The organism is Jiangella sp. DSM 45060, assembly GCF_900105175.1.
Classification (GTDB): Bacteria; Actinomycetota; Actinomycetes; order Jiangellales; family Jiangellaceae; genus Jiangella.
Genome location: NZ_LT629771.1, coordinates 6,978,542 through 7,000,516, shown reverse-complemented (window position 1 = coordinate 7,000,516; position 21,975 = coordinate 6,978,542). Strand labels below are relative to the sequence as shown.

The 21,975-nt window shown below is 73.7% G+C and carries 21 protein-coding genes; 9 read left to right on the top strand and 12 right to left on the bottom strand.

The window, feature by feature from the left end; all coding sequences use genetic code 11:
- Window positions 1–153 precede the first annotated feature (153 nt).
- The 5 genes from BLU82_RS31685 to BLU82_RS31665 all read left to right on the top strand — a co-directional run bounded on the left by BLU82_RS31685 (window position 154) and on the right by BLU82_RS31665 (window position 5,506).
- On the top strand, window positions 154–843 hold the full coding sequence (locus tag BLU82_RS31685; RefSeq protein ID WP_197682601.1) for a heme oxygenase (biliverdin-producing): 690 nt from the start codon (window positions 154–156) through the stop codon (window positions 841–843).
- Between the two features lie 493 nt (window positions 844–1,336).
- A complete protein-coding gene (locus BLU82_RS31680) occupies window positions 1,337–2,353 on the top strand; it encodes a hemin ABC transporter substrate-binding protein (protein WP_197682600.1) in 1,017 nt (338 codons plus the stop codon).
- Entirely contained in the window at window positions 2,350–3,498 is a 1,149-nt protein-coding gene (locus BLU82_RS31675) for an iron ABC transporter permease (RefSeq protein WP_092624792.1), read from the top strand. Before BLU82_RS31680 ends, BLU82_RS31675 begins: the two co-directional genes overlap by 4 nt.
- Window positions 3,495–4,346: a heme ABC transporter ATP-binding protein gene (locus BLU82_RS31670; protein WP_092624791.1), complete on the top strand. Its 852-nt coding sequence runs from the start codon at window positions 3,495–3,497 to the stop codon at window positions 4,344–4,346. The genes BLU82_RS31675 and BLU82_RS31670 overlap by 4 nt, the downstream gene beginning before the upstream one ends.
- Window positions 4,347–4,849: 503 nt before the next feature.
- The gene (locus BLU82_RS31665; protein WP_092624790.1) at window positions 4,850–5,506 is read left to right on the top strand and encodes a sigma-70 family RNA polymerase sigma factor; all 657 of its coding nucleotides are present in this window, start codon (window positions 4,850–4,852) and stop codon (window positions 5,504–5,506) included.
- 25 nt (window positions 5,507–5,531) lie between these two features.
- On the opposite strand, the gene BLU82_RS31660 is transcribed toward BLU82_RS31665, so the two are convergent.
- Window positions 5,532–5,942 carry a protein-tyrosine phosphatase family protein gene (locus BLU82_RS31660; protein WP_092624789.1) on the bottom strand — a complete coding sequence of 137 codons (411 nt, stop codon included), beginning with the start codon at window positions 5,940–5,942 and terminating at the stop codon, window positions 5,532–5,534.
- 69 nt (window positions 5,943–6,011) lie between these two features.
- Complete coding sequence (locus BLU82_RS31655; protein ID WP_172885746.1) at window positions 6,012–6,956, bottom strand: DMT family transporter; 945 nt, start codon at window positions 6,954–6,956, stop codon at window positions 6,012–6,014.
- Between the two features lie 68 nt (window positions 6,957–7,024).
- On the opposite strand from BLU82_RS31655, the gene BLU82_RS31650 reads away from it, so the two are divergent.
- A complete protein-coding gene (locus BLU82_RS31650) occupies window positions 7,025–8,338 on the top strand; it encodes a PLP-dependent aminotransferase family protein (RefSeq protein WP_092624787.1) in 1,314 nt (437 codons plus the stop codon).
- A 145-nt stretch (window positions 8,339–8,483) separates the two neighbouring features.
- Here the strand turns inward: BLU82_RS31650 and BLU82_RS31645 are convergent, their stop codons facing one another.
- Entirely contained in the window at window positions 8,484–10,742 is a 2,259-nt protein-coding gene (locus BLU82_RS31645; protein ID WP_092624786.1) for a sodium-translocating pyrophosphatase, read from the bottom strand.
- A gap of 237 nt (window positions 10,743–10,979) precedes the next feature.
- Complete coding sequence (locus tag BLU82_RS31640; protein WP_053207831.1) at window positions 10,980–11,327, bottom strand: STAS domain-containing protein; 348 nt, start codon at window positions 11,325–11,327, stop codon at window positions 10,980–10,982.
- 89 nt (window positions 11,328–11,416) lie between these two features.
- On the opposite strand from BLU82_RS31640, the gene BLU82_RS31635 reads away from it, so the two are divergent.
- The 3 genes from BLU82_RS31635 to BLU82_RS31625 all read left to right on the top strand — a co-directional run bounded on the left by BLU82_RS31635 (window position 11,417) and on the right by BLU82_RS31625 (window position 15,914).
- Window positions 11,417–14,089 (top strand): DEAD/DEAH box helicase, encoded by a 2,673-nt coding sequence (locus BLU82_RS31635; RefSeq protein WP_172885745.1) that lies wholly within the window; start codon window positions 11,417–11,419, stop codon window positions 14,087–14,089.
- A 76-nt stretch (window positions 14,090–14,165) separates the two neighbouring features.
- Window positions 14,166–14,576: a hypothetical protein gene (locus tag BLU82_RS31630; protein ID WP_092624785.1), complete on the top strand. Its 411-nt coding sequence runs from the start codon at window positions 14,166–14,168 to the stop codon at window positions 14,574–14,576.
- Window positions 14,577–15,044: 468 nt separating this feature from the next.
- Window positions 15,045–15,914, top strand: a complete 870-nt coding sequence (locus BLU82_RS31625; protein ID WP_092624784.1) for a DMT family transporter — start codon at window positions 15,045–15,047, stop codon at window positions 15,912–15,914.
- Window positions 15,915–15,996: 82 nt separating this feature from the next.
- Here the strand turns inward: BLU82_RS31625 and BLU82_RS31620 are convergent, their stop codons facing one another.
- The 8 genes from BLU82_RS31620 to ssd form a co-directional block, all read right to left on the bottom strand.
- A complete protein-coding gene (locus BLU82_RS31620) occupies window positions 15,997–16,365 on the bottom strand; it encodes an Rv3654c family TadE-like protein (RefSeq protein WP_231947631.1) in 369 nt (122 codons plus the stop codon).
- Window positions 16,362–16,739: a TadE family type IV pilus minor pilin gene (locus BLU82_RS31615; RefSeq protein ID WP_157741390.1), complete on the bottom strand. Its 378-nt coding sequence runs from the start codon at window positions 16,737–16,739 to the stop codon at window positions 16,362–16,364. Before BLU82_RS31615 ends, BLU82_RS31620 begins: the two co-directional genes overlap by 4 nt.
- Entirely contained in the window at window positions 16,736–16,924 is a 189-nt protein-coding gene (locus tag BLU82_RS31610; protein WP_053207825.1) for a DUF4244 domain-containing protein, read from the bottom strand. Before BLU82_RS31610 ends, BLU82_RS31615 begins: the two co-directional genes overlap by 4 nt.
- Window positions 16,925–17,185: 261 nt before the next feature.
- Window positions 17,186–17,614: a TIGR03668 family PPOX class F420-dependent oxidoreductase gene (locus BLU82_RS31605; RefSeq protein ID WP_092624782.1), complete on the bottom strand. Its 429-nt coding sequence runs from the start codon at window positions 17,612–17,614 to the stop codon at window positions 17,186–17,188.
- Window positions 17,615–17,650: 36 nt separating this feature from the next.
- Window positions 17,651–18,454: a type II secretion system F family protein gene (locus tag BLU82_RS31600; protein WP_092624781.1), complete on the bottom strand. Its 804-nt coding sequence runs from the start codon at window positions 18,452–18,454 to the stop codon at window positions 17,651–17,653.
- A 97-nt stretch (window positions 18,455–18,551) separates the two neighbouring features.
- Window positions 18,552–19,358 carry a type II secretion system F family protein gene (locus tag BLU82_RS31595; RefSeq protein WP_157741389.1) on the bottom strand — a complete coding sequence of 269 codons (807 nt, stop codon included), beginning with the start codon at window positions 19,356–19,358 and terminating at the stop codon, window positions 18,552–18,554.
- On the bottom strand, window positions 19,355–20,590 hold the full coding sequence (locus BLU82_RS31590; RefSeq protein ID WP_092624779.1) for a TadA family conjugal transfer-associated ATPase: 1,236 nt from the start codon (window positions 20,588–20,590) through the stop codon (window positions 19,355–19,357). The genes BLU82_RS31595 and BLU82_RS31590 overlap by 4 nt, the downstream gene beginning before the upstream one ends.
- Complete coding sequence (gene ssd, locus BLU82_RS31585) at window positions 20,587–21,714, bottom strand: septum site-determining protein Ssd (RefSeq protein WP_197682598.1); 1,128 nt, start codon at window positions 21,712–21,714, stop codon at window positions 20,587–20,589. The genes BLU82_RS31590 and ssd overlap by 4 nt, the downstream gene beginning before the upstream one ends.
- Window positions 21,715–21,975: the final 261 nt, after the last annotated feature.

Below are 21,975 nucleotides of genomic sequence, written 5' to 3'. Positions count from 1 at the left end.
AACGTTCGACATGTCCCACCCTTCAACCTGATGTCGGGTTCTGCGGATTGATGAGGCACGATATCGGTATAGGTAAGGCATACCTACATTGGGGTAGGCAAACCTAAGATGCAATACTTGTCTCATCCGCAGTGCCGACCCGGAGGAGCATCCGTGCCGACCACCCGAACGCCGGCCGAGGCCGAGCCCCGAACGTTCTCCCAGGCCCTGCGCGAGCGCAGCTGGCCCCTGCACGACGTCGCCAACGGCGCGGAGTTCATCAACGCGCTGATGGAGGGCCGCATCAGCCGCTCCGGTTATGCGGCGTTGGTCACGCAGCACCTGTTCGTCTACGAGGCGCTGGAATCGGTCGCCGCCGCCATGCGCGACGACCCGATCGCCGGGCCGTTCGTCACCGACGAGCTCACCCGGGTGCCGTCGCTGCGACGCGACCTCGCGTTCCTGCTCGGCAGTGCCGACGCCGTCGACGACCTCGAGCCCCTGCCGGCGACGCGCCGCTACGCCGACCGCATCCGCGAGACGGCACAGTGGCCCGGCGGGTTCGTCGCGCATCACTACACGCGCTACCTCGGCGACCTCTCCGGCGGGCTGGCCGTCGGGACCATCGTGTCGCGAACGTACGGCTTCCAGCTCGGCGGCGAGGGCGTGCTGTTCTACCACTTCGCGCAGATCCCGAAGCCGCGGCCGTTCAAGGACGCCTACCGCGCTCGGCTCGACGCGGCGCCGTGGAACCCCGACGAGCGGGAGCGGGTCATCGACGAGGTGGTCCTGGCGTACGGGCTGAACACCGAGATCTTCGCCGAGCTCGGCGCGGTGCACCCGGCGACGCCCGCGGCCGGCTGACGTGCGGCGGTGGGGGCGGTCGGCTGACGAGCAGCGAGTGGGGCGGCCGGCCGACGAGCGACGGCGCCCACGGCCGGCCGACGAGCAGCGAGTGGGGCCGCTGGCCGACGAGCGACGGCGCCCACGGCCGGCCGACGAGCAGCGAGTGGGGCGGCCGGCCGACGAGCGACGGCGCCCACGGCTGGCTGACGATCGCCGCCGCCTGCGACCGGCTGACGGGCAGCTGTGGGAGCAGGCGGCCCACGAGCGGGGGCACATACGGCCGGCCGACGTACGGCGAAGGTGGCGCGGACCGGCTGACGTGCGGGCATGGGGGCGTGCGCCGGCCGTCGTCGTGGCGGTCGGCCTGCTCATGGGAGCGGCGGCGTGCGTCGCTCCGGCGGACGACGCGGCGGATGGAGGGACGGGCGCACGGTCCGCGTCGCAGAGCACCCCGGCGGACCCCGCAGCCGATCCCGTCAACGCTTGTCAGGAACCGGTACCCGGGTTCGGCGTGACGGTCGACGCGGACGGTGAGCCGCTACCGCCCCGCCCGACCGACGCCGACGACCCCACGGCCGAGGACGAAGACGACAGCGACCGGGACGGCGACCCGCGGGCCATCCTCGGCCCGTCCACCGCAGTGGTCGACCAGACCGTCACGCCGGTCGCCGACGACCCCGCCCCCGCGCTCCCCGTCACCGTCGAGTCGTGCGACGGCGAGACGGTGGTCGTCGACGACGCCAGCCGCATCCTCGCCGTCGACCTCTACGGCACGCTCGCCGAGATCGTGTTCAGCCTGGGCCTCGGCGACCACGTCGTCGGCCGCGACGCGTCCACCGGGTTCCCGCAGGCCGCCGCCCTGCCGCTGGTCACGCCCGGCGGGCACGACCTCAACGCCGAGGCGATCCTCGACCTCGACCCCACCGTCGTCCTGACCGACGCCAGCGTCGGCCCGCCCGAGGTGCAGCAGCAGTTGCGCGACGCCGGCATCCCGGTGATCTTCTTCGACGACGCCCGCGACCTCGACCGCATCCCGAGCCAGATCCGCGCCGTCGCCGGCGCGCTCGGCGTCCCCGACGAGGGCGAGCGGCTGGTCGAGCGGACGTCCGGCGAGATCGCCGACGCGCTCGCGCTCGCCCCGGCCGGCGCCGACCCGCTGCGCATCGCGTTCCTCTACACCCGCGGCGGCATGGTGCAGCTGCTGGCCGGGCCGGGGTCCGGCGCCGACGCGATGATCCGCGCCATCGGAGCCGTCGACGTCGGCACCGACATCGGGCTGGACCGGCCGTTCACGCAGATCACGTCCGAGGCGCTGATCGAGGCCGCCCCCGACGTCATCATCATGATGACCAAGGGCCTGGAATCCATCGGCGGCGTCGACGGCATGCTCCGGCTCCCGGGCGTCGCGCAGACGCCGGCCGGCGAGAAGCTCCGCGTCGTCGACATGGCCGACTCCGTGCTGCTCAGCTTCGGCCCACGCTCCGGGCGCACCATCGAGGCGCTCGCTCACGCCGTCTACCAGCCATGACGGCGACGGTCTCGGCGCCGGCCGGGCGCGACGCCGGTGTCGCGCGGGTGGGCCGGTGGCGGCGCGGCCGGGGCGGGCTGCTGATCGCCGCGCTGTCCGTCGCGCTGGTCGTCGTGACGATCGTGTCGGCCGGACGGGGCCAGCTGCAGATCCCGCCGGCCGAGGTCGTCGGATCGATCCTGCACCGGCTGGACGCGAACCTGGAGTGGTTGCTGCGCCAGATCGGGGTGACGGCGGACCTCCCGCTCGACGCCGGGCCGCGGCCGCAGCACGTGCAGGGTGAGAACACGCTCTGGCTGGTCCGGTTCCCGCGCGTCGTGCTGGCGCTGCTGGTGGGCGCCGCGCTGGCGACCGCGGGCGCGCTGATGCAGGGCGTGTTCGGCAACCCGCTGGCCGAGCCCGCCATCGTCGGGGTCTCGCCCGGCGCGGCGGTCGGCGCCAGCCTCGTGTTCGTCACCGGCGCGAACTTCCTCGGCGAGTGGACGGTCGCGGTGGCGGCGTTCGCGACCGGGCTGGTCACGACGCTGCTCGTCTACGCGTTGTCGCGGTCGGGCGGACGGACGGAGGTCGTCACGCTCGTGCTCACCGGCGTCGCCGTCACCGCGGTCGCGTTCGCCATCGTCGCGTTCGCGACGTTCATCGCGTCGCCGGAGGCGCGGGAGCAGATCGTGTTCTGGCAGCTCGGCAGCCTCAACGGCGCCCGCTGGCAGGCCGTCGTCGCCGTGCTGCCGTTCATGGTCGTGGGGCTGACGCTGGCGCTCGCGATGGCGCGGTCGCTGGACATGCTCGCGCTCGGCGAACGCTCCGCCCGCCACCTCGGCGTCCACGTCGAGCGGCTGCGCCTCGTCGCCATCGCCGCGGTCGCCATGCTGGTTGGCTCCGGAGTCGCGTTCGCCGGCGTCATCGGCTTCGTCGGGCTGGTCGTGCCGCACCTGATCCGGATGATCGCCGGGCCCGGGCACCGGGTGCTGCTGCCGGCGAGCGCGCTCGGTGGTGCGTTGCTGCTGGTGTCGGCCGACCTGGTCGCCCGGACGGCCATCCGGTACGCGGACCTCCCGCTCGGCATGCTGACGGCGCTGGTCGGCGGCCCGCTGTTCTTCTGGTTGCTGCGCCGGACCCGCACCAGCCAGGGCGGCTGGGCATGACCCGCCTCGCGGCCGGCGAGCGACGGCGCTGGGCCGGCGTCCGCCGCGGCCACCGGCTGCCCGCGACCCCCGTCGCCGGGTCGGTCGCCACCGCGGCCGCGGGCGTCTCCGTCACGCTCGGCGGGGCGCGGGTGCTGGACGACGTCAGCGTGGAGGTCCGCGCGGGCGAGGTGCTGGCGCTGGTCGGGCCCAACGGCGCCGGCAAGTCGACGCTGCTGTCCGCCCTCACCGGCGACATCGCGGTGTCGGCGGGGGCGGTCACACTCGACGGCGCACCGCTGACGGCGTGGACGGCGACCGAGGCCGCCATGCGCCGCGCCGTGCTCCTCCAGCAGGTACGGCTGTCGTTTCCGTTCACCGTCGCCGAGGTGGTCGAGATGGGCCGGGCGCCGTGGGCCGGAACGCCGCTCGAGGACGGCGACGACGACGCGGTCCGCTCGGCGCTCGCCGAGGCCGACGTCGCGCCGTTCGCCGGGCGCCGGTTCACGTCGCTGTCCGGCGGCGAGCAGGCACGGGTCGCGCTGGCCCGGGTGCTCGCGCAGCGCACCGGCGTGCTGCTGCTGGACGAGCCGACCGCCGCCCTCGACCTGCGCCACCAGGAGCTCGTCCTCGGCGTCGCCCGGACCCGCGCCGCCGCCGGGGTCGCCGTCGTCGTCGTGCTGCACGACCTCAACCTCGCCGCCGCGCACGCCGACCGCGTCGCCGTCCTCGCCGGCGGCCGCCTCGTCGCGACGGGACCGCCGCGCGACGTGCTCGGCGGCGCGCTGCTCACCGATGTCTACGAGCACGACGTCGAGGTGATCGCGCATCCCCGCACCGGCACGCCCGTCATCCTCCCGCGACGCTGACCGCGGGCCGCTGGCCACGACCGCGGGGCACGGCGCCACGGACGCGGCCGCGGGACGGGCCGGCCTGGCCTCGGCCCGGCCAGGCCGGCGTCCGTCGACTCCCGGCGTCCCCCAACGTCGCCGGGTCGCCGTGCGCGGGCCCCGCGGCGCCTTCCCCGGCTCCGGGCGGACGGGCCATTGCCGGGAAAGGCGCCGAGCTCAACGGGCGGTCACCAGGATCGGGCCACGAATCTGATTCTGAACCGCTGGCGCAGCCCGGGCCGGTGCGCGCGGGCGCGATGCGCTCCGGCGCTGCGGCTCATCACGGTCAGGTATCTCGGACCAGCCCCGAACTGGGCGTGCGTGGCCCGGTACTTGCGCCTGCGTTCTGCCATGGATCGTTCGCCCCCTCCAACTGGCGGCTTCACCCCTGAAGAGCCGCCACGTCGACACCACAGCACGAATGATAAACGTGATCTGCCTCACAGTCATGGGGTTCGCTTGTCCACATTGGGCCGGTTTCCATGGTTTTGAACCGTCTATTTCCGGCAATTTCCGGACCACGTACGTGTTTACCGAACACACGAATGCGGACATCCCCGACGCCGTATCGGCCCGGGTCCGGCGAATGTTTCACCATGATCAAGGGGTGGGATCATGAAGAGTCGACCATGTTGCTCGACCGTGTGTACCAGGGGGACGATGCCGCGTTCGGAACTCTCTACCGCAGGGTGTCCCCGATGGCCCGGCGTGCCGCACACAACATCGTGCGCGACTCACACGCCGCCGACGACCTCGTCCAGGAGACGTTCTATCTCGTGTTGAGGGCGGTCCGGTCCGGCCGCGGCCCGCGCGACTCCTTCGCCGGCTACGTCCTGGCGACGGTGAAGCACCTGGCGTACCGGTACTGCAAGACCGAGAGCCGCACCGTCGCCAACGACGACCCGGACATGTGGGAGCGCCACACCGAGGTCGTGCTGCCGGCGGCGCAGACGGAGCGGGTCACGGCCGCGTGGGCGTCGCTGCCGCCGCGGTGGCGCAGCATTCTGTGGCTCGTCGAGGTCGACCGGTACTCGCCGGCCGAGCTCGCACCCGGCCTCTCGCTGACACCGAACGCGGTCTCCAGCCTCGCCTCGCGGGCGCGGCAGGCGTTGCGGACGGCGTACCTGGCGACCGACTGACCGCGACGCCGGCCGACGCCGCTCGTCAGCGCACGCCGCGCAGCCAGCGGCGCTGCCAGGGCGTCTCGACCGCGTTCGGGTGGTAGTGCGAACGGATCCAGCCGACCGCCTCGCCCGCCGGAACGCCGTCCAGGATCGCGAGCGCCGCCAGCGCCGTCCCCGTCCGCCCGCGACCGCCGCGGCACGCGACCTCCACCCGCTCGCCGCCGGCCGCCCGCCGGTACGCCTCGTGCAGCGCGTCGAGGGCGTCGGCGCGGTCGAGCGGGATCCAGAAGTCCGGCCAGCGGACGCGCCGATGCGGCCACGCCGGCATCGTCCCGTCGGTCAGCACCAGCGCGAAGTCCGCCGGACTCGCCTCCGCGCCGAGCGGCCGTCCGCGCACCGTCGCGCCGCTGGGCAGGGTCACCACACCGAGATCGTCCAGCCACTGCGTCATCCGTCGATTCTCGGACGCCGCACGCCGTAGCGGCCGCAGCCGGCCCTACGCCCGTCGCGAACGGCGCACTCAGACGGGCTCGGCGACCGCGTCCCCGATCGCGTCCCCGACGGTCTCGCCGACGACGGGCTCGCGGCGACGGGCGGGCGAACGGCGCAGGCCGAGAGCGATGCCGGCGCCGCAGAGCAGCGAGCCGGCCAGCCCGACCGGGGTCCAGACCGACGTCCCGGCGACGACGCCGACGACCATCCCGGCGATCGGCATGACGCCGGCGAACAGGCCGGCCCGGTCGGCGCCGAGGCGGATCACGCCGCCGTACCAGAGCAGGAACGCGATCGCCGTCGTGCAGACCGCCAGGAACGTGAGCGTCGCCGCCTCGGACACCGTCGGGACGACGAGGTCGGCGCCCGGCTCCAGCACCGCGAGCCCGGCCAGCAGCGGGACCGCGACCAGGCACACCGCGCCCGACACCTGCAGCGGGCTGAACTCCTTCAGCAGCGGGACGGCGAGCAGTGTGAACGCCGCCTCGCAGAGCAGGAAGCCGACGGCATACGGCACCGCGCCGAGCGGGGCGACCGTCGCGCCCTGCACGATCAGGATGCCGGCGACGACGACCGTGCTGCCCGCGACCGTCCGCGCGCGCACCCGGCCTCCGTCGAGCAACGGCCCGGCCAGCGCGAGCACCAGCGGCGTCGCGCCGACCACGGCCGCCATGAACGCGGGGTCGGAGCGCTGCGCGCCCTCGATCAGCAGCCAGTTGAACGCCGCGAGCCCGGTACCCGCCAGCAGCACGAGCCGGCCGAGCTGGCCCGGACGCACCCGCGGGAACCGCACCCGGCGCAGCCGCATGACGGCGAGCAGCACGAGCCCGGCCAGCAGATACCGCCAGGCCTGCCCGGCCAGCACCGGATAGTCCGCGAGCAGCGGGCCGAACGCGATCGAGGCGCCCACGACGGTCATGCCGACGGTGCAGGCCAGCGCCCCGGCGACGGCGGGCGACGTGAATCGGGTCATGGACCGATCGTCGCCGAGCAACTGGCCCATGGACAGGGCCAGACGCGACGTGGTCCACTAGGCCAGTGATGTCCGACGCCGCGGCCGAACTGGTCGCTCCCTGGGGTCCGCCGCCGCCGGGTGGGAAGGCCGCCTGGCTGCGCGGACGGCTGATCGACGCGATCCTCGGCGGACGGCTGCCGCCGGGCACGGCGCTGCCCGGAGCCCGCGACCTCGCCCAGGCCGTCGGCCTCGCCCGCGGCACGACCGACGCCGTCTACGCGCAACTGCAGGACGAGGGGTTCATCCGCTCGGCGCCGCGGCGGCGGCCGGTCGTCACGGGCGGACCGGGTCCCGGCGCACCGGCGCTGGCGCCGCCCAGCTCGGCCGCCCCGCCGCCGTCGCCGGGCGTGCCCGATGCAGCGCTGTTCCCACACCGCGCCTGGGCCGCGGCGACGCGCGAGGCGCTGGCCCGGCTGTCCGACCGGGACCTCGGGTACCCGGATCCGGCCGGTCATCCGCGGCTGCGGGCGGCCCTGGCCGACTGGCTGGCCCGGACCCGCGGCGTGTCCGCCGAGCCCGACCAGATCCACGTCACCGACGGCGTCTCGCACGCGATGTGGATGCTGACGACGGTGCTCGGCGTCGCGACGTGGGCGGTCGAGCGGCCGTGCTCGCCCGGCACCATGCATCACCTGGTGCGCCGCCCGGTCGAGGTCGTCGAGGTGCCGATCGACGCGGACGGCCTGGATCCGGCGCTGCTGGACGGGTCGGGCGGCGGCGCCGGTTCCGACTCCGGCTCGCGCGTCGGGGCGGTGATGATCACGCCGAGCCACCAGTACCCGACCGGCGTGCAGCTGTCCGCGCCCCGGCGACGCTCACTGGTCGACGGCTGCCGCGCGGCCGGCCGCTGGCTGGTCGAGGACGACTACGACTCGCACCTCGCCGCCCCCGGCGTCGTGCCGGCGGCGGTGCAGGCGCTGGCGCCTGACCTGGTGGTGTTCACCGGGTCGCTGTCGAAGCTGCTGGCGCCGGGGCTGCGGCTCGGCTGGATCGTCGCGCCGCCGACGGTGGCCGACCGGCTGCGGGAGCAGCGCGAGGACTCCGACCTCGGCGTCTCGGTCGTGCTGCAGCTGACCGTGGCGGCGCTGATCGAGTCCGGCGGGCTGGACCGCCACCTCCGCCACGCACGCCGCGTCTACGACGAACGCCGTTCGCTGCTGGCCGCGCGGCTGGCACCTCGGTACGAGCTCGGCGGCGCGCCGGTCGGGGTGCACGCCTTCGCGCCGACGGCGGACGCGGCGGCGCTGGCGGGCGAGCTGCGGTCGTCCGGCGTACCTGCCGCCCACGTGGACGACGCGCGTCATCCCGGCGCCGTGATCTCCGTGGCCGCGCTCCGCTGACGGTCGCCGCAGGCCGGTTCCCGGCGACGGTCCCTCCGGGCGTGCGGCCGCAACCAGGCACCCAGCCGTAGCCGATGCCGTCAAAGAAAAAACAGAACGGCGGCCGCCCCCAGTGGGAGCGGCCGCCGTGCCGTGGATCAGCGGGTCAGACCGCCGCGCCCTCCCGGGCCGGCTCGTCCTCACCGATGATGGCCGAGCGCCGCTTCGAGAACCAGACGGCCCCCACGATGATCGCGACCGCCACGATGGCGATCGTGTAGCGCAGACCGTCGTTGGCGTCCGCGCCCACCGACATCGAGACGATGGCCGGGGCGATCAGCACGGAGACCAGGTTCATCACCTTGATCAGCGGGTTGATGGCCGGACCGGCGGTGTCCTTGAACGGGTCGCCGACGGTGTCGCCGATGACCGTCGCGTCGTGGGCGTCGGAGCCCTTGCCGCCGTGGTTGCCGTCCTCGACCAGCTTCTTCGAGTTGTCCCAGGCGCCACCGGAGTTGGCCAGGAACACGGCCATGAGCACACCGGTCGCGATGGCGCCGGCCAGGTAGCCGGCCAGCGGGCCGACACCGAGACCGAAACCGACCGCGATCGGCGCCAGCGCCGCCATCAGGCCCGGCGTCGCCAGCTCGCGCAGCGAGTCCTTCGTGACGATGTCGACGACGCGGCCGTAGGCCGGGGTCGACGTGCCGGCCATGATGCCCGGGTCGTCGCGGAACTGGCGGCGCACCTCGAACACGACCGCGCCGGCCGCCCGGCCGACCGCGTTGATGGCCAGGCCCGAGAACATGAACACGACCGCGGCGCCGATGACCACGCCGACCAGGACGTTCGGCGACACGATCTCGAGGAGGAACGAGGTCTCGCCGGCGATGTCGCCACCGACGTTGGCCAGCTCACGCGAGATGGCGTCCATGTAGGAGCCGAACAGCGCCGTCGCCGCCAGCACCGCCGTGGCGATGGCGATGCCCTTGGTGATGGCCTTGGTGGTGTTGCCGACCGCGTCCAGCTCGGTGAGGATCTGTGCGCCCTCGCCGTCGACGTCGCCGGACATCTCCGCGATGCCCTGGGCGTTGTCGCTGACCGGGCCGAAGGTGTCCATCGCGACGATGACGCCGACGGTGGTCAGCAGGCCGGTGCCGGCCAGGGCGATGAGGAACAGCGACAGCTCGACCGAGCCGTCGCCCAGCAGGAACGCGCCGTAGACCGCGCCGCCGATGACCAGGGCGGTGTAGACCGCCGACTCCAGGCCGAGCGCGATGCCCGACAAGATGACCGTCGCCGGGCCGGTCAGCGACGTCTTGGCGACGTCCTCGGTCGGCTTCTTGTCGGTGCCGGTGAAGTAGCCGGTCAGCCACAGGATGACGCCGGCCAGCACGATGCCGAGGAACACCGCGGCGGTCGCGAGGACCCGCGGGTCGCCGTCGTGGTCGCCGAGGCCGCCGTCGAGCTGAGCGAAGCTGTCGGGCAGGTAGGCGAACGCCGCGATGGCACACAGCACCGCCGATACCACCGCGGAGATGTAGAACGCCCGGTTGATCGTGGTCAGGCCGTTCTCGCCGGGCCGCGGCCGGGTCAGGTAGATGCCGAGGACGGCGGTCAGCGCACCGAGCGCCGGGACGATCAGCGGGAAGACCAGGCCCTCCTGGCCGAAGGCGACCTGGCCCAGGATCAGCGCGGCCACCAGCGTGACGGCGTAGGACTCGAACAGGTCGGCCGCCATGCCGGCGCAGTCGCCGACGTTGTCGCCCACGTTGTCGGCGATGGTCGCGGCGTTGCGCGGGTCGTCCTCGGGGATGCCCTGCTCGACCTTGCCGACGAGGTCGGCGCCGACGTCGGCGGCCTTGGTGAAGATGCCGCCGCCGACACGCATGAACATCGCGAGCAGTGCGGCGCCGAAGCCGAAGCCCTCGAGCACCGTCGGCGCGTCCTCCTGATAGGTGAGGACGACGACGGCAGCGCCCAGCAGGCCCAGACCGACGGTGGCCATGCCGACCACACCGCCCGTGCGGAACGCGACCTTCATCGCCGGGTCGCGGCCCTCGTCACGTGCGGCGGCGGCGACGCGGACGTTCGCGCGCGTGGCCAGCCACATGCCCAGGTAGCCGATGGCGGCGGAGAACGCCGCACCGACCAGGAAGAACAGCGACCGGCCGAACCGGACGCCGGCATCGCCGGGGAGCAGGAAGAGCAGGCCGAAGACCAGCACCACGAAGATGCCGAGCGTCCGGAACTGCCGGTTGAGGTAGGCCGCGGCGCCCTCCTGCACGGCGCGCGCGATCGTCTTCATGTTCTCGGTGCCCTCATTCGCACTGAGAACTTCTCGGCGAAACAGCGCCGCCATCGCCAGGGCTGCCACCGCGATCAACGCGACGACAACCACATAGGAGAGGTTGAGCCCGGTCATTCGTCCTCCTTGACGTCGCCCTCGGGCAGGGCGTTGAAACAGCTGTCCGCGGCCGGCCCGCTGGACCGACCGCTGACAGGAATCGGCTCGTTCGTGTCGACGGACCGCAAGATGGGCAGGATCCGTCCGACCTGCGGAGTGTAGAGCGCCCCCGACCCAAAGTTCACGTCGGTCCACCTACCGACATGGTTCTCACCGTGTGAAAGTACCCACACGGTGCCGCCTTCGCGAGCCCTCTCAGGGCGTCTCCGTGGCGGCCACGGCCTCCTCGAGCGTCTCGTGAATCGGGAACACCTTCGTGAGGCCGGTGATCCGGAAGATCTTCAGGATCCGCTCCTGGTTGCAGACGAGGCGGAGGGAACCGTCGTGCTGGCCGACCCGCTTGAGGCCTCCGACGAGCACGCCGAGCCCGGTCGAGTCGAGGAACTCGACCTCACGCATGTCGACGACGATGTGGTAGTGACCCGAGTCGACGAGCTCGACCAGCTGGTCGCGCAGTCTCGGCGCCGTGTAGACGTCGATCTCACCACCGACCGCGACCACGCTGCGGCCGCTCTCGGTACGGGTCGACAACGACAGGTCCACGCAGATCCTCCATGCCTCCATCGGTCAACACACAGCGCTCACCGCGTGCCGGGCTCATCCGCATTCAACCATGATGCGAGACTCACGAGGTGCCCCGCCCGAACGACCTGCTCGATGTCCTGCTGACCGGTCCGCACCGGACCGGACGTGTCACGCACATCGAATCGATACCCGCCCGGGCCGCCAAGCCCGGCGCGTGGCCGCTCTGGGTGGACCCCGTCGTGCGCGATCGCTTCATGACCGCAGGCATCGTAGCGCCCTGGGCCCATCAGGCACAGGCCGCTGCGCTGGCCTGGTCGCGACGGCACGTCGTCATCGCCACCGGCACCGCGTCGGGCAAGTCGCTGGCCTATCAGCTCCCGGCGTTGACGGCGGCCCGCACCGGCCGGCGCCTCGGCGGCACGACGCTGTACATCTCGCCCACCAAGGCACTGGCCGCCGACCAGCTGCGCTCGCTCGACGAGCTCGGCGTCCCCGGTGTCATGGCCACCACTTACGACGGCGACACCCCGATCGAGCTGCGCGACGTGGCCCGGACGCACGCGACGTACCTGCTGACGAACCCGGACATGCTGCACCACGCGATGCTGCCCGCGCACCACCGCTGGGCCGGATTCCTCCGGTCGCTGCGGTTCGTCGTGGTCGACGAGTGCCACGGCTACCGCGGCGTCTTCGGCTCTCACGTGGCGCAGGTCCTACGGCGGCTGCGGCGCGTCTGCGCCATGTACGGCTCGACGCCGACGTTCGTCCTCGCCTCCGCGACGACGGCGAACCCGGCCCGCACCGCCAAACTGCTCATCGGCATGCTGCCCATCGAGGCCGTGACCGAGGACGGCTCGCCCAGCGGCGCGAAGACGTTCCTCCTCTGGGAACCGCCCCTTCTGGGCGACGGCGCCACCCGGGACGCTCGCAGCGCCGGCACTGCCCCCGCCCCCGGCGATACGGCCCCCGCCCCCGGCGATACGGCCCCCACCTCCAGCGACACGACCACCACCCTCAGCGACACGAGCACCACCCCCGGCCACGCGGCCACCGCCTCCGGCGACACGGACACCAGCCGCCCGAACGCCGGCCCCAGCGACGCCGACGCCGCCACCGTCGACGCTCCGCCCGCCACGACGACGGCCGCCGGCCCCGTCGCCAGGGACCCGCATCTCGGCGCCGCCGACCCCGGCCGTCCGGCCGTCAGCTCCCCGACCATCACCGGCGACGGCGCACCCGACCCCGCCGGTCCGGAGAGAGGATCGGGTTCCTGGGGCGTCGACGGCGGCAGCGCGCGGCGGCGGAGCGTGCTGGCCGAGACCGCGGACCTGCTCACCGATCTCGTCATCGCCGACGCGCGGACCGTCGCGTTCGTCCGCTCCCGCCGCGCCGCCGAGACCGTCGCCGGGCTGGCGCGGTCGGCGTTGACCGAGGTCGACGCGTCGCTGCCGAACCGGGTCGCCTCGTACCGGGCCGGATACCTCGCCTACGAGCGCCGGTCCCTCGAGGCCGCGCTCAACGACGGATCGCTGGTCGGCCTCGCCGCGACGACCGCCCTCGAGCTGGGCGTCGACGTCAGCGGGCTGGACGCCGTCCTGATCGCGGGCTGGCCGGGCACCCGGGCGTCGCTGTGGCAGCAGGCAGGCCGGGCCGGCCGCGCGGGTCAGGAGAGCCTCGCCGTCCTGGTGGCCAGCGACAACCCGCTCGACTCGTACCTCGTCCAGCACCCCGAGGCGATCTTCGAGCAGCCGGTCGAGGAGACCGTGCTGGACCCGGACAACCCGTACGTCCTGGCGCCGCACCTGTGCGCCGCCGCGGCCGAGCGTCCGCTGACCTCCCAGGACGCGGCCATCTTCGGCCCGTCGACCGACGACGTCCTGGCGACGCTGGAACACCGGCGGCTGCTGCGGCGGAGGGTCAAGGACGAGACCACCTGGCACTGGACCAAGCGCGAGCGCCCCACCGACCTGGCCGATCTGCGTGGCTCCGGCGGACTGGTGAGCCTCGTGGAGGCCGGCACCGGCCGCGTGCTCGGCACCGTCGACGGCGTCCGAGCGCACTCGACCGCCCACGAGGGCGCCGTCTACGTCCACCAGGGCGACACCTACGTCATCGAGAGCCTGGACCTCGACGACGGTGTCGCGATGGCGCTGCCCGGCGCGCCCGACTACACGACGACGGCGCGCGAGGTCAGCACGTTGCGGGTGCTCGAGGAGTCGGCGTCGGAGAAGTGGGGGGCGGCGCGCCTCACCTTCGGCACGGTGGAGGTGGTCAGCCAGGTCGTCGGATACCTCAAGCGAGCCCTGCGCAACGGCGCGGTGCTCGGCGAGGTGCCGCTCGACCTGCCCGAACGCCGTCTGCGCACCCGGTCGGTCTGGTGGACGCTGCCCGACGACGCAATCGCCGCCGCCGGAGTGTCGATGGCCGACGCGCCGGGCGCGGCGCACGCCGCGGAGCACGCGTCGATCGGGATCCTGCCGCTCGTGGCCAGTTGCGACCGCTGGGACATCGGCGGGCTGTCGACTCTGCTGCATCCGGACACCGGCATGCTCACGGTCTTCGTGCACGACGGTCATCCCGGCGGCGCGGGCTTCGCGGAGCGCGGCTTCCACGCGGCGCGGTCCTGGCTGACGGCGACGCGCGACACGATCGCCGCCTGTCCCTGCCGCGACGGCTGCCCGTCGTGCGTGCAGTCGCCGAAGTGCGGTAATGGCAACGCGCCGCTCGACAAGGCCGGTGCGGTGCGGCTGCTGGACATGCTGCTCTCCGGGACCGACTGACCCGGGTCGGATTCGCCCGCGGGCGGGCCGGTGATCGCTACGGTGGACCCCGGGGGATCGATGAAGGGGTGTCGTCGTGGTCGCTGTCGCACTGATCGTTCTCCTGCTCGCACTGTTGCTCACCATCGGTGTGCTCGCCGGCGCCGGCGAGTCACTCTCGGTTGACCTGCTCGGTTCCGGGGTCACGACGTCGGGTTCTGGTCTCTACATCGCCGGCCTGATCACCGGCCTGGCGACGCTGGCCGCCTTGTGGTTGCTGCGGATCGGGCTGCGCAAGGAGCTGAAGCAGCGCAAACGGATCCGCGACCTCGAACGACGTGCCGACCGCGCCGACGATCCCCACGGCTCCCCCGCGGCCGACCACCCAACCTCCACCGGCGGCGACCTGCACGCCGACGGCGACGGCCGCGACAAGGACGCTGACGGCGATCGCCAGCAGCCCGCCCGCGCCGACTCCGGATCACCGGCCACCCGCGACGACTCCTGACGCCGAGCCCGGCCAGCCCAGGCAGTCCGCCCGCACGATCCCGCCCACACCGCACGCCCGCACGAACCGGGCCCACGCCAGCCCGGCCAGCCCAGCACGCCCGCACGCACGATCCCGCGCACGCCAGCCCGGCCCACACCGCACGCCCGCACGCACGATCCAGCCCACGCCAGCCCAGCCAGCCAGCACGCCCGCCCGCACGATCCAGCCCACGCCAGCCCAGCCAGCCAGCACGCCCGCCCGAACCGGCCCACGCCAGCCCGCACCGCACGCCTCCCGGGCACCGCACCGCACGCCACGCCCGGCACGACCGGTACCCGCCCTCGACGTTCCCTGGAGCCGCAGCCCGCATCGCACCCTCGCCCGGCCCAGCGCGCCCCTCGACGCGCCGCCCAGGCGCATCGCGGCCCCGCACGACTCCCCGGCGTGCGACGGAGGCGGGTGGCGCCCTGCGCCTAGGCTGACCGCGTGACGTCGCCACTCGGGTCGATTCCCGCGCCCGGGCTGGTGCTCGGCGGGATCTTCTCGCTGCAGATCGGCGCCGGACTCGCGAAGGGCCTGTTCGACACGCTGCCGCCGACCGCCGTCGTGTTCCTGCGACTGGCGTTCTCGGCCATAGCGCTGGTCGCGATCACTCAGCGCGCGGTCCGTGCGGCGCTGCGCCGCGCATCGCGCGGTGACCTGGGGCTCGCGGTCACGTTCGGGCTGTCGCTGGCCGCGATGAACATCGCGATCTACGAGTCCTTCTCGCGCATCCCGCTCGGCATCGCCGTCACCATCGAGTTCATCGGACCGCTCGGGGTGGCGGTCGCGCTGTCACGACGCCGGCTCGACCTGCTCTGGGTGCTGCTGGCCGGCACCGGTGTCGTCCTGCTGGCCCGCGGCGGGTCGGGCGACATCGATCCGGTGGGCGTGCTGTTCGCGCTGGTGGCGGCCGCCGGCTGGGCGTCGTACATCCTGCTCGGCAAGCAGCTCGGTCAGCGCTTCCCGGGCTCGTCCGGACTGACCGTCGCCAGCGTCGTGGGCGCGGCCGCGGTGGCGCCGATCGGCCTGACGACCGGCGGGTCCGACCTCTGGCAGACGCACGTGCTGCTGCTGGCTGCTGGGATCGCTCTGCTCTCATCGGTGATTCCGTACTCCTTCGAATTGGAAGCGTTGCGTCGCATGCCCGCGACGGTGTTCGGGATCCTGATGAGCCTCGAACCGGCGGCTGCCGCGCTGGTCGGGCTCGTCGTGCTGAACGAGGTGCTGCACGTCCAGGAGTGGCTCGCGATCGGACTCGTCGTGGCGGCCTGCCTCGGCGCGACCCGGCAACGTCCGAGCCGCGCCGAGCCCTGACCTGACCGCACTGGCAGGACCGGCCACGGTTTCGGCGACCGCGGCGAGCCGATCCAGGCGCCGCGACACCGTCGCCTGGACGTCAGCCGGGCCGCGGCGGACCGGCACGGGCGCGTCGGTCCTGATCCGGCAGCCACGGCAACACGGACGTCGTCGGCACCCGCACCTGGACCTCGACCTCCATGCCGTCGATGACGCAGTCGCGCAGGGTGGCGCCATTGGCGTGGGCGATGCGGCCGGCGGCGGCACAGGGATCGGCAGAGCCCAGCGCCAGCTGATTCGCTCCCGCCAGCGCAGCGAGGTCCGCCGCTGCGGCGGCCCGGTGACGGGCCGACTGACCCGCCGCCAGGACCGCCACGGCCTGCACCGCGACCAAGATCGTCAGTACCACCGAAAGGACCAGCACCGTCCCCGCACCGCGCTCGCCGGAGCGGCGTCGGACCGGCATCATCCGGCCTCGGCCAACGCCACCGAGCTCCCCGACATCGTGGTCGTCGGCAGCGTGTCGCCCAGCGGACCCGGCATGGTCATGCGTGCGCTGACCCGCACCTCGATCAGGCCGTCGACCTCGTCGATGACGACGTCCGCACCCGAGGGCGCCGACTCCGCCGCGACCTCGCGCACGACCGCCAGGTCCTCGCCACGAGCTGCCGCCCGGGCCGCCTCACGAGCCGCGTCGGAACACCGCAGTTGCCCGGTGGCGGTCGTGATCGCCCAGATCGCCATGAGCAACACCAGCACGAGGGCGGGGAATCCGGCTGCGATCTCGGCCGTCACCATGCCGCGCTGCGGATCGCCCCGGGCCGTGGATCGTCGGCGGCTCATCCGCCGATCACCCCGAACGCCTTCTCGATGACGTTGTTCAGCAGAGCCTGAACCGGCTCGCTCGTCAGCAGCTTGTAAAGGACGCCGCCGAAGCCGCATGCCGCGACCGTCCCGACGGCGTACTCGGCGGTGGTCATGCCGCGCTCGCTGCGCAACCGACCGAGCCTGCTGGTGAACTTGGACATGGTGAACCTCCCTGGAAACCGGCGACCGGCCGGCGCGGAACCCACGAACTGTGGGCCTGCGACCAGGTTCTTCGGGCGGGTGAGCGGATCCCAGCGGCGAATCCGGTTTTGGGGACAACCAGCGGAATCGGATCGGCCTGTGGACAACTGAGACGCAGCGGCGGCGGCCGCGCGGCGTTTCAACGGCGCGGCGGCGGCATCCGTCCGGCAGCGTCGGGTCCGGCACCGAGGCCGAGCAGCGTCGCCCCTTTCGCGAGGCTGTCAGGCGTAGGACCAGCCGGACCAGGCGGTGATCTCGATCAGGATGACCGGCCCGCGCGGCGGGTCGGCACGGTACTGGCCGTAACGCAGGCTCAGCGCGACGAGAGCGCCGTCGCGGCCGTTGCCGTCGTCGAGAACGATCGCCCGACCGTCGGCGCGGACCCACCAGAGCTGCGTCCAGTCCTCGTCGTAGTGGTCGCACATGACCGACACCAGCGGGTTCTCGGCGATGTTGCGCAGCCGCCGCAACGCGAAGGTGGTCTTCGGCTTCTGGTCGACGGCGATCGCAACGCGGTCGGCGCCGGACGACGTCACCAGGGCGAAGGTGACGGGGACCAGGTGCGGCTGGCCGTCGGCGCCGGTCGTGGCCAGATGGGCGACCCGGGCCGCCGACATCCGCTGCCTACATGTGTCCGGCGCCAGCCGCACGACGCATCACCTCGGGTCGAGGCTACCGGTGCGGCATCAGAGCAGCAGCGGACCCGACGTCGCGATGATCGGCACGACCCCGACCAGCACGAACGCAGGCAGGAAGCACAGTCCCAGCGGCGCAGCGGCCCGGGCGCCCAGCGATCGGGCGCGGGCCTCTCCGGCCCATCGGGCGGCGTCGCGCGCATCGGCGGCCACGCGCTCCAGAACGGGCGACGGTGACGTCCCACGCGTCATCGCCCCGGTGAGGGCTCGCGCCAGTGGTCGGACCGCCGGCTCGGCCGCGAGGCCGGACCAGGCTCGGCCCGGTTCGACGCCGACGCCGGCCGCCGCCGCGGCGTCGATGAGCGCCCGGCCGAGTGGTCCGCCGATCGCCGCTCCGACGGATTCGGCCGCGGCCGCCGGCGGGCAACCAGCCGACAGCGCCGCCGTCATGAGGTCCGCCGCGAGCGGCAGCATCGCGACGATCCGTTCTCGGTCGCGCTTCCGGGTTGCTGGTTCGAGCCGGCCCAGTCCGAACCAGGCCGCGGCGACGACACCGGCACCGAGCACGAACCCGGCCACATCGCCGAACAGCAAGAACGTCGCGAGGCCGGCGGTCGCGGCCGCAAGTCCACGACTGGCACTGGAGACCGCTGCCGGGCGAAGAGCTTCGGAACGATCGATCTGACCATGGCTCTTCGCCCCGCCACGTGGTCGCGGGCGCCGCGGCCGAGCACGTCCCGTGGGATCGGCTCGCGACCTGGTCCAGCGCTGCTCGCGGCGCAGAACGGTACGGAGTCGGACCACGCCAGGCGGCGGCGCGAACGCCACAGCGGCTGCGAGGGCGGCGCACAGCATGGACAACAACGTCACCGCCAGCGCACCGGCCTCTCCTCCGGCGCATGGGGACCTCGACGCTCGGTTCGCGGCAGCAGGTGGGCCGAGCGCGGCTTCGTCACGGCTCCCACGACGACCTCGCCTGCCGCGACACCCGGTCGACCCAGAACAGGCCGGCAGCGACGAACAGCACGGCGAGCACCAGGCACGCGAGCCCGTACGGCGTCCCGGTCAGGAAGCCGAGCGCGTCGCCGTCGCCCGCCGAGAACAGCAGCAATGTCGCCACCGGCAGGCAGGCCATCAGCCGTGCCGTCGCCCGGACCGCCGCGAGCTGGGCATCGGACTCGCGCCGGACGGTCGCCTCGGCTCGCACCGAGTCGGCCACGGCGACGAGCACGGTGGACGGCGCGGCACCCGTGCGCTCCGACACCTCCCAGGCCGCAGCGACCGCGTGCAGCGCCCCGGCTCCCGGCAGTGCGCCGGTGGCTCGCAGGGCGTCCGAGGGGTCGCCGCCGAGCGCGGCTCGACCCGCAGCAGGACCGAACAGCTCGGGCCACTCGTCGGCGACCGCGCTCAGTGCCTGGGCAGGCGGCACGCCGGACGCGAGCTCACCCGCGAGCGCGACGCAGCCTTCCGCGACATCGGACTCGCGGCGTCGCCGGACCAGCCGTTGTCGCCGGCGCCGCCGCCAGACCCGTCCGAGCGGGACGGCGAGCAGGCCTGCCACCAGTCCGGGCGTTCCCGCGACCGTGAGGCCGGCTGCTCCGGCCACGACCGACCCGCCGATGAGCAGGACTCGTGGCGGCAGCCGCCGCAACGCTGCACGACTCGCGGGCCGGCCGAGCCGCGTCGCCAGCAACGACGGACGCCCGGCCCACACCACCGCCGCCAACCCACCCAGCACGATCGCCAGCAGCCCCGTCACGGTTCCCACCCCAGCCGCGCGAGCAGATCGGCCAGCACGCCGAACCCCGGACCGCGCGCCACCACGCCGTCGCCGTCGACCCGGAACGCCGCCGCCGTCGCCAGTCCACCGCCCACCCGACCGTCCGGGCCGCCCCCACCGCAGTCACCGCCACCGCCACCGCCAGATCGCACCCCGCCCGCACCGTCGCCGCCGACCACGTCGACCTGCACCACCCGGCGCCGGCCGTCGGCGTCCCGAACGAGGTGAACCACGGCATCGAGAGCCGCCCGTGCCTGAGCGTGCACCGCCGCCCGCCCCAACCCCGCCGCCAGTCCGAGCGCCTCCAGTCGCGCCGGCACGTCGGCCGTCGAGTTGGCGTGCAGTGTCCCGCAGCCACCCTCGTGACCCGTGTTCAGCGCAGCCAGCAGATCGACGACCTCGGCACCCCTCACCTCGCCGACGACGATCCGGTCGGGCCGCATCCGCAACGCCTGCCGGACCAGCACGTCGAGTCCGATGCGACCGGCGCCTTCGACGTTGGCCGCACGCGCCTCGAGCCGGACCACGTGCGGGTGATCGGGACGCAGTTCGCCGGCGTCTTCGACGAGCACGATGCGCTCACGTGGATCGCAGACGCCGAGCAACGCCTCGAGCACCGTGGTCTTGCCGCAGCCCGTCCGCCCGGTGATCAGGAACGCCAGCCGAGCCCGCACGAGCGCCGTCAGCCACGGCTCCAGCGCGCTGGGGACCGTGCCCGCGGCGACGAGATCGCCGAGACTCAGCGCACGCCCGGAAGGGACCCGCAGCGAGATGACCGTGCCGTCCGGCGCGACCGGCGGCACGACGGCGTGCAACCGAACGCCGCCGGCCAGCCGCGCGTCGACGTACGGAACCGCGTCGTCGAGCCGGCGACCGGCCGAGGCGGCGAGCCGCACCGCGAGCCGTCGCACCGCGGTCTCGTCCCGGAACCGCACCGGCTCGCGCCGCAAGCCGTCACCGTCGTCGATCCAGACCTCGTCGGGCGCGTTGACCAGCACGTCCGTCACCCCGGGACGGCGCAACAGCGGATCGAGCGGACCGGCGCCGATGATCTCGGCCCGCAACGCCTCGGTGACCTCCAGCACCGCGGCGTCGCCGAGGACGGCGCCCTCGGAGCGCAGCAGCGCGGCGACCCGGGCGGGCGTCGGCGCCTCGGCGTTCTGCGCGAGCGTGCCCCGGATGCGGTCGAGCAGCGTCTCGTCGAACTTCATGTGCCGACCAGCCGGTGGTCGCGGAGGAGCGATTCCAGCAGGCGGCCGCACCCCTGGACCAACGGGCCCTTGTTGTCGAGACCGGGTGATTCGCCGCGATCGAGCTGCGTGCCGAGCCGCGGCTCTGCCGGGAGATGCAGGGCGAAGGGCAGTCCGAGCGCCATCGCGACGTCCGGCCCGCGCAGGCCGGAGGACGAAGGGCCGCGTGTCACCACGCGCACGTCGGCGGCGAGCGTGGTGAGGCTCGCGGCGACCCGAGTGGCCGACGCGACCGCCCGCACCTCGGCCGGCACGACCAGGAGCACGGAGGCGCACAGCCCGATGGCGTACTCGGCGGCTGGATCGGGCCATCGCGGCAGATCGAGCACGACCAGGTCGACGGCCCGTCTGGCCGCGGCGAGGACCACGTCGGCGGCGTCGGGTGCGAGCGTCAGCAGGTCGCCGCGATCCCAGGACAGGACGGCCAGCCCGTGACGGCCGGGCAACTCCGATCGCAGCGCCCGCGCCCCCAGCCGGCCTTTGCTGTCGGCGAGGTCGGGCCAGCGCAGGCCGGTGACGTCCTCGGCGCCGAGGACGAGGTCGAGGCCGCCGCCGAGCGGATCGAGGTCGGCCAGGATGACCGCCATCCCCTGCCGGCTCGCCGTCGCCGCCAGACCTGTGGCCAGCACGGACGCACCCGCGCCGCCGCGACCGCCCATGACGCCGACCACCAGCGCGTCCCCGCCGCCGCCCTCGGCCGCATCGGCGAACCGGCCCGCCAGCCAGGGCTCGCCCTCCGGGAAGAACAGCACCTGTTCCGCCCCGATGGCGACGCCGCGACGCCAGATACCGGCGTCGTCATCGTGATCGCCGACCAGGATGACGCCCGGCCGACGCGGCAGCGACATCGCGGTGACCGCCTCGGCCTCATCGTCGCCGACGACCACCAGCGGCACGTGGGACCAGCGTGATCGCGCCGATTCGAGGCGATCGACGACCTCGAGCTCGACGGACGCGGCGGCCGCGATGCGGAGCAGATCGTCGAGGACGGCGTCGTTGTGGGTGATGACCAACGGCCGTGGTGGCGGCGGCACGTCGATCGGCCCGGCTGGGCGGCGGTTGGGGCGGGTGGCGGTGCGGGACACGGGGACCTCCGGGGATGGGTGCGGGACTCCCCTCCACCCTTGCCGCTGCGGACGTTTCGTTCGCGCGCCGATTCGCGGATTGTGGACAACTCGGCGAATCCGTTGGGGCTGTGGACAACTGCCTGCTGGGAGCCCCGTCGCCGATCGGGAGCGTGTGATGCTCGCGGCGGTCGGCGGTGCGGCGCTCGGACGGTTGGCGGTGCGGCGCTCGGACGGTCGACGCTCGGCGGTCGGCGGCCGTCAGCGGGTCCGCGGTGAACA